Genomic DNA, 11421 nt, shown 5'->3' with positions numbered 1-11421 from the left:
GTCGAAGACGCCGGTGCGGGTCAGACCTACCTGCGCGGCAATGGCCTCATAGGTCAGCCCGCTCTTGCGCAGGCCGATCACTTGCCGCCGGCGCTCTTCTTGCGCGGCTGCTGGCAGCTTGCGCATGTCTATATGCTTCATCCCGCCGACTTGGGTTAACTGACCGCGTATTCCAAGAGAACCCAAGCCGGATCAGTAAATAACTGTCGGTACATGACGCCTTTGATTACTGTCGCGCCAACATGATACTGAAAATGTCGTTTTGGTTTGGTTCCTCAAGGAAGACAATCACTGTTCTCCCCGACCGCGTGCACACAGCCCGTGGTGTCGTTAGCAAGGCATCAAGTGCAATGAAATCATCATCTGAGGAGTTGTCCTTAGCAAGAACCCAGTGATAGCGCCTGTCAGTAATCAGGATCGCATCACCAAACACAGGGATGTTCGGATCGAAGTAAGTCCTTTTGGTGCACGGCTGACATAAGATTTCGGCCGCCCGCTTGTTTACCGGATAGGACGTACTGACATCACCCGGCTTCGCATAAGCATGCGGATAGCTCGTGGTGACGTGAATCCTTGCTCGACCGCCCTCGAACCCGACGAGACCGTCTACGTCCCGATAACCGCGCAACCGGAAATTGCTCAAACTCGGCTCATTTGCCATGAAGGCATAGATGCCTCCGAGGTCGTGGCCGAATGGTTCGACGACGCCGGTTGTGGCTCGGATGATGTTCCTTAAGCCGATCATATCCCGGTGCAAGATACGCTTTTCTTGAAGAGACTTTAAAGTAGGTCTGCTTTCTGAATTAGGATTTAGTCTGTTTCTGGCTTTCATAATATAAGTTTTACAATAGGTTGATTCTAGATTTATCATTGCTCAACCGATTGCATGTTGAGCACACTTTTTCGATTACAATCATAATAGATTGAGGAATATCTTATCTTGGAATAGTTGAAGTAATATGTCGAGTTATTTGCGATAATCAGTCCAATTGGACCCAACAAAACCAAATGCCAAAGTTTTCGTAGCATAAATAAATATGAATGCAACAGACGAGGCACATGATGCGCTACCGTGAAATTTCAAACCCTTTGACTATCACTCCTCCGAAACATACGAATGAGACCCTGGAGCGCGCGCAGTCCGCTCCGCAGCTGGATCAACTGAGATGCACCGACCTTGAGAGCTATGTCCGTTGCCGAGCTGATGATCTGATGCGGCGAGCATTTCAGCCCGTGTGGAAGGACGTGTTCACGCACATTGAAGACATCCTCTAAACCTCCACGCTTTGTCGAAAAGCCGCGCGCCCTGCCTGTTCGGCTCAACGTTCTTTCGCTGTGATCGGAATGAACCTAGTCCTCTGAAAGATAGCCGGGCTTGGCGACGAACGCGAAACCGAGATCCACATCAAGAGCATCACGGATCGCATGAAGATCCGTCCCGACAGGGACATCGAAGTCAATGTCACACCATCCTGTCCCAAGAGCACAGCCGCTACCTGAATATACCAGGCCAAGCGGCTCGAGGATGTTGCGAAAAACCTGCATCTGCTCGCTCCGTTCAATGGCAGCAGAGACTTCATACTCAATCCAGACATAGACTCCCTCAACTTCGACGATGTTCATCGCTGCGCCTCTCGCAAAGCAGGAACGCCTGGAAGACTACAAGCAGTGATGTTGTTAGTGATTGTGTTGGAGGATTCAAACGACGTCCCCGAGCGATACGCGACGTCAACGGCGGAGACTTTGAACGTCTCAACCACAAGAGCGGTATAAATCATAAGTAAATTCCAATGAATGTTGATAATCTGGCAGCCCCTTGAAAATCGCCGGGCGATGCCGTCATTCCCAAATCTACCAGGTGCGATCTGACGAGGTCAAAATTCAAATGCAAGCTTCGGGCCTCAACCTGGCAAACGATCTGGTGAGATTGGACCGGCACTTGGCACAGATGGTCAGTACAAGCCCTACAAGACGCGGATCGATATCCTAAAGGACATTTTCAACTCGACGATCTCCAGGACTGCCAACTTCACAAACGCCCGGCGCTGAATGAAACAGTCCTGACGGACCCGAAGTACAAGCTGTTCATCAAAATCGTCGCCGGGAATCGCGAGGACTGTCCCTCCGGCACCGCCTGCAACCTTCTGATCAACTGCGCCTTGTCCGGCTATCACCAGCATGGGACCGTCGAAGACGAGGGTAATCTGGGCAGGGCTGGGGAAGAAATTGCCGGATCCTTCGTCAAGCCCATTAATGATCCCTTCTCAATCGGCGCCCAGGCCAACCGTAAGAAGACAGCCGGTGGTGCGTAAGAGACAGATGGTGACCAACTCGGTCGGCTCGAAGGCCGTGTGCCGCCATGGTAAGGGGTCATCGAAACCTTCAAAGGCCATTGGCAAAGGGCTCAACGAGCACGGTAACGTCTTCCGACGTGAACGTAGCGCACACTCCGGGGCAACATCTGATTTGAGAGGAACTCGCGATCATCACCACCAAGCCCATCCATGAGGGAGAAGACCCAGAGCGCGTCGAAACCTTCAACCAAGTTGTCTCCGCCCAAAATGAAGTTTCGAGGACCAGGACGGGCTCGGGGTCTCGAATTCGCCTCATGGGCGATGACCGAGGATGAGTTCGAGTGTGCTATCCTGAGGAAGACGTTGACCCACAGGACGGTGAAGTATTGAGACCGACTATTTCCGCCGCTCTAACCCTGGCTGCTTTGTCAGCCCTGGCGCGGGCACCGGTTCGGGGCTCCAGATGGTCGATGACCTTTCCCTGGGACACTCTGCGACAGTCTCCGGCAGATCGTACGATGCTGTGCCTGTGGCGCACCGTCCAGGAGCCATAGCCTACATGCAGCCGGTCTCCTACTGCCGTGGGATTAGCCCGAGGAATATCTGCCGGGGTGTGCAGACGACAGTCTAGGAGGCTGTAGAAGCATTAGCGCAGAATGTGGATCGCGCCGTCACTTGCGCCCTGGACTGACAACCGGCTTGCCTTCGAGAGAGGTTCAATAGCTGAGGAATCGCTTGAGCGTGCGATCGCGATGTCCGTTGAGGATGGCGTCGGCTATGCCATATCCATGCTTGCGTCTCGTACTGTCGGTTAACGCCGGTGATTTTCCCTATTGCCACGAGCCCAGGTCGTACCCATCATCTGGATGCAACGTTTTTCTTTTAATCCCTATGCAAATGATGACTCCTGAGCTCTATTTCAACAGTACCTACGATGCGCGCGGCTTCCTCCAAGCACATCCCTATGCCTTCTACGTCTGCACGGCCGCCGATGGCATGGAGGACCAACCGGACGCGGTTCACGCGCTGTACTCGGCGATCCAGGACAATCGCTTCCTCGGTGATGCGTTTGTTGTCTATGTCGACCACAACGAGCGTGAACAATGGGTCCATTTCGTCTCGGACCAGTCCGCCGACATCGGCGTCGCGCAAGCGGTAATATCGCCGGCTGAGCCTGGGCGTGCGGAGCATCAGCCAGTGCTGCAACCGGCACCCGTCACCGTTGAGACGATGCAAGACGACACGTGGGAACTGATCCCGCCTCGTAGGCCGGATGACGTCCATGTTCAACGGGAACGCCAGATGCTGGAGGCGATGGCCGCATATGAGCCATTCCCCGGCGAGCACGTGACGGTTCCCGACTTCGACGTGCTCAGCATCGACTCCAGCGACGAAGTCGGCTTGCACGGACGCGTGGGCGCATGGTGCCGCTCCAATCTGGAGCATCCTTACACCCTGCACAAAGCGACCTTCAAGAAGTCGGTGCTTTCAGGCAGACGCCACGGACGGTCGCCAACCAGATGGTACTGGACTCTTATCTTCGGATCGGCTGAGGACCGGGAAAAGTTCGTCCAGCGGTGGGGCCGGATGACGTGGCCGTGCGATTTCACCGTCTACAAGTGGTGAACTAACCCGGCGCAACCTAGGCGCGGTGTATCAGATCATAACGGTCGTGGATGCCGCGCCGGCCACAAGAAGGAATGCACCTGGGTGATCCGAGCCACCTCTGCATTGGCGGCTATCCCTCCATACAAGCGACAGGATTTGGCACAACAACCTGTAAGCTGAGCAAAGGTAGCCTTCAGGTGTTTGGATCGTCATATTGTCAAGAGCTGCAACCCGAGATCGCCACCGCGGAAAGTCGTGATGAGCAAAGACATGGATGGCTGCTGTGAGGCTCCTGAAGGCTCATGGCCCGTGCCACTTCACTCACACGAGGGTTCAGGGCAGGAGTTCCAACACGCAGCTTCCAGTACCAGCAGATCAACGAGGGTGTGGCCGAGCTCGATATACGAGCCGTACTCCTCAACCTCACGTCCATCCGTAGGGTCACTGTTGACCAATCCTACAAAGCCCCGCCCCGTTCCGATCAAGTTGAGTACAAGGATTGAGTTGGCTTTGATACGATACTGTCTCCCGGCCACGCCCGTCTCGGTTGGTCGAGTGTAATCGGATGGCATTGAATTGAGCTGGAACCGACCCTAGCACGGCATTCTTCCCAAACTCGCTGTCATTTGAGAAACTCTCAGAGTCATCGCGCAGTGGTATGCACGAGCATATGAGTTTTTCGGGCCTGCGTTTGAAGCTTTACCGAGATTTCGGCACTCCGATTGCTGCGGAGTCGAATAAAAAGGGCGGATCGGGCTGTGCGATGAGTCCCATCCCGGCCGACGCAAAGACATCCGGAGCAATGAAGTTGAGCGGTGACATGGGTCCAAGTTCGTTTGGGACACATCTCTGTGGCTTCTTCCCTGAATATCAGGACTGGATTGAGCGCCGGCGTGCTCGATTGGCCGAAGGACGTTTTCCTCCTGTAGGGGCTCCGTTATTATCCTTCACTCCGGCACATCTGGTCAGATTGAAGTCCGGATAGAGACGTCTGCCTCACCGGGTTGCCGACGGCAAAAATTCCCGCAACCTCACGCTTTGTAGTGGAGATCAGTCTTCGATCTAGGCACGAGCACCCAACCGGCTTCACCAATGCCACAGTTCCATTACCAAGATTCGTGAAAGCACATCTGTGAGGGGCGCCGCTTCGCGTTCCCCTGCCGGCGGAAGAATCGCTCCGCTGAAGCTTCGCTCTTTCTCCCGCCAGCGATCTATCCTGACCTGACTTCCATCATGAGCGCATTTACCCTAGATTTAACTCACTTTCTCCCCCTGACTTCTGAAGCAAAACAGAAATCAAAGAGAGAATGTGATCGTTACCCTGAGTTCGCGATCACCCAGCAAGCCGCGTAGCCGATCTTACTCGGCGGCAGGTGGTTGCCCGGTACCTGCATGTAACAGCCCATACTCGACGAGTTTCACCTAAAGAAGTTGAGGGTTTGGCGGATTGGCTGAATGTGCACGAAGGGGCCTTTTCCATTCGCCGGGCCATGCCGCTCTGGGTAAACTGTTTGTCGGTCCAACGGTTATCGATCTTGTCCAGATCGAAGCTCGCGCTCCTAGCTGCTGGGGGACCAGGGCGCGCGGATACGGGTCAAGAGCGTTCAGACATACGTATCCTCTTAATAAATGCCTTCTTGCAAAACGACGTTTGAGCGCCTTTTGCCGAGCAGCCGTTACTCACCTACCATCATGGGCGGGATGTCCGTCTCGGTCGGGGCTCTCCTCGCTGGCCGGTCTGCGGCTGGCAGCTTCACCTGCCTCATCGCCTCGTATCACGTCCCGGTTTGCGGTGTGGGGCGGAGTCACCCCGATCTCACTCCTGAGCCTATATAGGAGCGCTGATGGCGTCCCCTAAACTTATTTATCATCTCACATCGATTGAGAGGAACGCAATTTTAATCTTAGTCGAGCGCGCGGCCCGAACAGCAGACGTTTCGACGTTCGTACCGGGTGTGTGGGGCGATTGATGATGACGCCTGGCTCTTTGAGCGACCTGTCTGCTCTTCGCGTCATCGTGGAAGGAGTTGCAGGATCGACACGGGCGCAATCTGGTCTGGTAGACTGATAGCATTGGCATCCTGCTTGCCGACGCCAGAGCGATTAGACTGTTGCTAGAACTTCATTGCCAAACGTCGCTTTCACAAATTGCATTGGCTCGGGACCCTTGCGGCCGCCAGCCGGAGCGATGATGGACCGCGGCCGGCTGCCACCCTCTGATCCAGCATTGAGTCATAGAGGACTCACTGAATGAAATTGGTCCCGAGTGAACGGCTGATCAGACCTCATCATGATCATTCCACAGTCGGTGAGTGCAAGCAGGTCCTGGCAGTGCTCCAGCGGATCGAGGCCAGGCTACTCATCGTCATGATATCGGCCCGCTCAGAGGCGGTGCCGGTATCAACGAACACGCGCTGCCAATTGAGGATTGGCGGACAATCACCTTTGCATCCTCCCCGGCGCGAGCGAAGCTCTCTGCTCCGAACCTAGAGCAGATGTGCCAAGCGTTGTTGTCTGAGGCAGAGTATCATCAACTGCAGAGTGCTCTGGCGCTTGATCAGCAGGGCTGATCAAGCAATCATCCGGAAGCCGCCACGAAGAACGCAGTTCCATCCTCGTGGCGGGATCAATCTCGAATGCTCAACCGAAGGCGATAACAGCCTTGATCAGCTCTTGCTGCGTTACGTTCTCATCTATGAAGAAGACGTCAAACACGTCGTGATCGACAATCACCTCATAGGTTTTGGTGCCGGGAAGATACGCAGCAAGCGCATTCTGCAGATCGGCGGCAGACATTTCGACCCGGATCGAGGGGACACTATGCAGGGACATCAGCCAGATGTCGCCGTAGGCTCTCTTGCGCCGCTGACCTTTCTTCTGGATGGCACCAGGTTGTTTAAGGATGTTGGTCCCCATGGAATTTTCCAGTGCGCCCCGCCCCTTAACGTCCCAGTGGTGCATCTGGAGTGGGGTGCCGTCGATGGTCACTTCCACGACATGGTTATACGCCACGGACGCGAGCAGAGACGGAGGAGCAGAACGGCTCGAGCGAGAACCATCCGGATGAACGATGCGAAAGTGAGGCAGTGGTTTGGTAACGATAACAGACATAATGACCTTGATGAAAAAATGAAAGAAGAGCTTGAGCTCAACAATCGAATCATTGCCGATCGAGCTGGGTGAAGGCAAGGATTATTCGCGGCCTGCTTCGCTGGCATACGAAACGAAAATCTTAGGCCCGCGTTGAGCTGACAATCAGCCCGCCGGCGAGATCACTCCCGAGCGTACTTGAGGAGTTGACCTCACCAAGCTCGCGTCCCTATGTGCCTCCTGACAAATGCACGTCAAGCCGAGGCTTCGGGCGACCCGATCTCGCGCAGAGCAATGGGCATCCCTTGCCTGATCGCGTTCGGTCGTCCGGCTTCCGTTGCGGCCCGTGTGGTGGCAGTTCCACGTGAGCGCTCCCCTTCCGCGCCATGCCATGCACGAGCTTGAACACAAGGCCGTTATGCCCTTCAGGGTGTCCCTTTCTGCCAAACGAAGTTGGAACCGCTACGAATATCCCACACGACGGCGACCAAGGTCCGAATCGAATTGCGAATTGTTGGGCAACAACCACTTCATCATGGTGCTGTAATGACCTTCGGCGTCACGTTGTGAAACGACGTTTTCTCCTACTGGACCTCCGACGGTCCAAAACACGACGTCGGGCGCGCATCCTCAAACGTCCTTTTACGAGAACTGATCGGACCGGCTGTATCTGCCTTGCAATTTTGCTCATCGCGACGGGGGCGGAACGCTCGTATCATTGTCGTTTCGATTGCAGCGAGCGGGTATGGCGTCGCCCGCCAGTCTAATAGCCAGCGGGCCCGCTCGCCTATGTCGGCTCGACTATGAGGACGTTCGCCTCCAGCCAGGGAACTGGGTGCCAGCATCTTGCTACTGTTTGGCGGCGACCACAGTCCTGCTTCTTTAGGTCTAGCCATATTTTAATTTTGCCGGTGAACATAGGACGATGTACAATTCCAGCATCAATTAATTCCACTTCCTTCAACGAAATATGAAACGCATAATTAGAGTTATTACTACCACCCTTACAGCACTTAGCGAATCCTATGACGCTGTCTTCTACACCTCCGGCTGCGCCGGCGATAACCTGTGCACCTGTGCCCCGTATGATCACAGCGACGAAGACATAACGACGTTTGAACCGGCCGGCGTCGTGGGCTCCTGGATTAGGGAGAATGAGTATCCGATTGCCTACGAGGATGACCGGCTCATCTACCTTACCAGTCTGACGGATGCACAACGCCAGATCTTCCAGAACGTCTGGGGAATTTGAGCAATCTGGATTCCTTAGCTCCGACGTTCTCCACATCTTATGCTGCCTCGGAGGCAGCTGCTGCGTCGTTGCAAATTCAATTCGTCTTGCTGGACCACGTCATCGTAAATCGATCCCGGTCTCCGTAGGCGTCCAGTCGGGGCCGAGATACGGCTTTGGCGCGCCTGCATCGGGAAAACCCTCATTCAACCATTTTTCAACAGAGCATCATGTCACAAACCGAATCCCTCCTTTATTTCATCACGACTACCAACGGGGATGGAGACAATCTCGACCTTTTCGTCCGCGCGTCTAATCCGACGTCTGCCGTTATCTCTCTGCTGGCCCATTACGGGATCGCTCCAGGCGACCTGCATGATGTAAAGGCCTTTTGCGTACCTACCGATTGTGCATCATCTGGTCCGCTCGCCTGGCATACGGTTGTCCAGGAGCAGCCTCTCAAGACGATATCAGGGCCAGCCTCATCGCATACTGTAGCACTGACCGTGCTGGTTCCGGAGCATGATACGATTATGGCTGCGCTTCGCGTGTACCAGCGCTACTTGGAATGCGAGCAGGGTAAAGATCCCGAATTCGATCAAGATATCGCAATGATCGCTGGAGATCACGGGCAGATCCTCAAATCTCAAGAGATTGATCTGCTTTGCGAACGGATCAACATTTAAAAACGTCATTCTCCGTCCAGGCATCGCTGCATCAAAATACAACTAACAACTCCACCTATTTCATTCCTACGAAAATTTATCATACGAAAGACATCTATTATGCCAAACTGGGTCACTAATCGCCTTACATTGTCGGGGCCGCCAGCGGAGATTGACCGCTTCAAATCAACCTGCATCGAAACCCGAAACCGGGATGATAGGTCCGAAACTCATTTCGATTTCAATTGTCTTGTACCTATGCCTCCTGAAATCGCTGCAACCTTCGATGACCAAAACAGCCCGCAGCTGAAGGCTGCAGCAGCAGAAGCAACAGGCTTTGACCACTGGTATGATTGGAGTAACCACCATTGGGGTGTTAAGTGGAACGCGAGCCATTGTCACTTGATTGCCTCGACAAAGACAACTTTGGACTTTCGGTTTGATACACCATGGGCAGTTCCGGACCCAATCTTTAAGACGCTGGCGCAGCAGTTCGTGGACCTGTCCGGAGTTCTATTGGCTGTCGATGAAAGTGGTGATTGGGGCGCCGCGGGACGTATAGACTCCGGCTCCTACTTCAAAGGCGGACTCCACCCATCATCGGAACTGTTTTTTATCGTATACGAGGCCACTGGGGAGAGATACATAGCTGAGATTTCGTCTCAGGCCATTTCGAGTGTCAGCCGACAACTCGCTGGGCCGGCTACGTCAGCCAGTCTGTGCAATGGTCCAAAGGCTCTCCTCGACTGCACGTGGCAGTCAATCTGTGACCTCATGCCGGAGGACTTTGCACCACGCTTCTATTTCTATCACGACATCCAAGGGTATCTTTCCTGGCTCGAGAGCGACGCAGATGGCGAGTGGGAAGATGCAAGCGCTTCGCGGCACGCATTGGATAAATTTGTTCGGAACGCCTCCATCAGAGAGTTCTTGTTCTCTTTGGATCGCTCTGCGACCGAGATCGACCAACAGCTCTTAGGCGCGCTGGCTGAGTGTACGGCCTTTAGCCATACACTGGCAGGAGATCAGTATAGGATTGCCTTTGGTGAAATCGCACGTGTGATTGCTTTAGAAGCCAACGAGGAGGCTCTTCGTGAATGGGCCACACGAGCCGTTTTCCGATCACATCGGAACATAGCGATGCAGAGCTGCGACGATCTTCGAAGTTCGTTTATTGAGGAGGCGTTTGATACATTTGACGAGATCGAGGCGTTTCTAACGGCCGCGATTTCACAGGGTCAGTTCATTCCTCAAGAAAACAGAGAGGCTGCAATGGGCTCCTATGACAGTTTGTGGACGAACGAGGCCATTTTATCTACGGACATGGTTACCGTTATTGCATTAATCGATGCGGCAATTCATGGACTGACGTCCCCTCGCAGGCAGGTTGGTTGCTGTCCGTAGGACTCATACGCAGTCGGGGAATGCCTGACCCGGTGAGACAAGGATAGACCGTCATCGTTGTGAGACGGCCAGTCTCGTCGGGAAGTTTGTTCTAGGCGCGGCAAGCGGCGAAGCTCCGCCTCGTCGTCAAGTACGCGGTGCGAGAGATAGTGCCCGCGCAGGTGGGGCCAGACCCGCTCCACCGGGTTCAGCGCAGGTGACGCTGACAGCCGCGACAACAGGGTGATGGTTTCCGGTGCATGCAGGGCTCGCGCGTCATGCTGGCCGGATCAAGCACGAGGATCGCGTGCGCACCGGGTTCAATCTGCCGAGCAAAGTGATCCAGAAAGATCGTCATCGCATCGGCACTCACCCGTGGCAGCTCCGGCGCAAGAGTCGCAACCGTGCCCGGCCGGCAGGCGGCGAACAGGTACAAGCTCTCGAAGCGCTGATTGACCACACCGGGTGGGCGCGGCCTACGGCCGTAACGAATTTACGTAGTCCAACCAATTTGGCCAGAGCGCGTCGTCGTGACACCAGAGTTGAAAACTGCGAATTGATCCACAATTGGGTTTCCTGAATGAGTCTTGTCTGTCTTGACCGGGCCCGTGCTGGAGAGGGTTAACACCCTACGATCGACTCCAATGATTTCCGCGCGGAGCTACAGAACTCTGAAGGCGGGGCCAACCGTGTTGTGAGCTCAGAACAATGTAGGGCCTATTACGCTGCTGATCGCGAGACCATAACGGCCAGGGCTGGCCTGATCGTCGCACAGAACGTGTTTCCTACTCTCCTCGCAGCGCCCTCCCGTCGCGCATGGCCTCCTCATACCGCTGCCGGGCGTCCTCCTGATCTGCGTATGCGACCTCAAACAGGTCACGGCAGCGATTCAGAAGGTTGGCCAAAAGGTCCTTTGTCTCCGGCCAACAGGCCGTTTCGAGCTGCTCGCAGATGAGGGTGCCGATCTTATCGATAGCCTCCGCCCGCTCGCCGGCAGCTTCTGCATCGGTGAAAGCCTGCACAGTTCGAGTTTCGACGTCGTCTGGGTCGAGGGTGTCGTCGATATCCATCTGTTAAATTCCTTTCTAGCACTACATTGGCACTTTCATCAGTGATCCAAGAGTGAAGCGGGCGCGGCAGAAGGGACATC

General features: G+C 54.8%; 9 protein-coding genes. 3 read left to right on the top strand and 6 right to left on the bottom strand.

Annotated elements, in window-relative coordinates:
• Nucleotides 1–226: 226 nt before the first annotated feature.
• The 3 genes from KBI52_RS04550 to KBI52_RS04540 form a co-directional block, all read right to left on the bottom strand.
• Nucleotides 227–757, bottom strand: a complete 531-nt coding sequence (locus KBI52_RS04550; protein WP_210805667.1) for a hypothetical protein — start codon at nt 755–757, stop codon at nt 227–229.
• Nucleotides 758–1350: 593 nt separating this feature from the next.
• Entirely contained in the window at nt 1351–1623 is a 273-nt protein-coding gene (locus tag KBI52_RS04545; protein ID WP_210805665.1) for a hypothetical protein, read from the bottom strand.
• A 341-nt stretch (nt 1624–1964) separates the two neighbouring features.
• The gene (locus KBI52_RS04540; protein WP_210805663.1) at nt 1965–2180 is read right to left on the bottom strand and encodes a hypothetical protein; all 216 of its coding nucleotides are present in this window, start codon (nt 2178–2180) and stop codon (nt 1965–1967) included.
• 1011 nt (nt 2181–3191) lie between these two features.
• On the opposite strand from KBI52_RS04540, the gene KBI52_RS04535 reads away from it, so the two are divergent.
• Nucleotides 3192–3920: a hypothetical protein gene (locus KBI52_RS04535; RefSeq protein ID WP_210805661.1), complete on the top strand. Its 729-nt coding sequence runs from the start codon at nt 3192–3194 to the stop codon at nt 3918–3920.
• A 2622-nt stretch (nt 3921–6542) separates the two neighbouring features.
• On the opposite strand, the gene KBI52_RS04530 is transcribed toward KBI52_RS04535, so the two are convergent.
• Nucleotides 6543–7091, bottom strand: a complete 549-nt coding sequence (locus KBI52_RS04530; protein ID WP_210805659.1) for a hypothetical protein — start codon at nt 7089–7091, stop codon at nt 6543–6545.
• A 1308-nt stretch (nt 7092–8399) separates the two neighbouring features.
• Between KBI52_RS04530 and KBI52_RS04525 the strand changes: the two genes are divergently transcribed.
• Both KBI52_RS04525 and KBI52_RS04520 read left to right on the top strand, forming a co-directional pair.
• Complete coding sequence (locus KBI52_RS04525; RefSeq protein WP_210805657.1) at nt 8400–8909, top strand: hypothetical protein; 510 nt, start codon at nt 8400–8402, stop codon at nt 8907–8909.
• Between the two features lie 99 nt (nt 8910–9008).
• Nucleotides 9009–10292: a hypothetical protein gene (locus tag KBI52_RS04520; protein ID WP_210805655.1), complete on the top strand. Its 1284-nt coding sequence runs from the start codon at nt 9009–9011 to the stop codon at nt 10290–10292.
• 187 nt (nt 10293–10479) lie between these two features.
• Here the strand turns inward: KBI52_RS04520 and KBI52_RS04515 are convergent, their stop codons facing one another.
• Complete coding sequence (locus KBI52_RS04515; protein ID WP_210805653.1) at nt 10480–10707, bottom strand: hypothetical protein; 228 nt, start codon at nt 10705–10707, stop codon at nt 10480–10482.
• Between the two features lie 349 nt (nt 10708–11056).
• Complete coding sequence (locus KBI52_RS04510; RefSeq protein WP_210805651.1) at nt 11057–11341, bottom strand: hypothetical protein; 285 nt, start codon at nt 11339–11341, stop codon at nt 11057–11059.
• Between the last annotated feature and the right edge of the window lie 80 nt (nt 11342–11421).

This window comes from Microvirga sp. HBU67558, assembly GCF_018069605.1.
Taxonomy (GTDB): Bacteria; Pseudomonadota; Alphaproteobacteria; order Rhizobiales; family Beijerinckiaceae; genus Microvirga; species Microvirga terrae.
The sequence above is the reverse complement of the archived record's forward strand: the minus strand, read 5'-3'. Positions and strand labels throughout refer to the sequence as shown.

Bases quoted from the DNA above. Each gene is read 5' to 3' on its own strand.
- KBI52_RS04545 (WP_210805665.1), bottom strand. From the start codon at position 1,623: ATGAACATCGTCGAAGTTGAGGGAGTCTATGTCTGGATTGAGTATGAA.
- KBI52_RS04540 (WP_210805663.1), bottom strand. From the start codon at position 2,180: ATGCTGGTGATAGCCGGACAAGGCGCAGTTGATCAGAAGGTTGCAGGC.
- KBI52_RS04510 (WP_210805651.1), bottom strand. From the start codon at position 11,341: ATGGATATCGACGACACCCTCGACCCAGACGACGTCGAAACTCGAACT.
- KBI52_RS04520 (WP_210805655.1), top strand. From the start codon at position 9,009: ATGCCAAACTGGGTCACTAATCGCCTTACATTGTCGGGGCCGCCAGCG.
- KBI52_RS04535 (WP_210805661.1), top strand. From the start codon at position 3,192: ATGATGACTCCTGAGCTCTATTTCAACAGTACCTACGATGCGCGCGGC.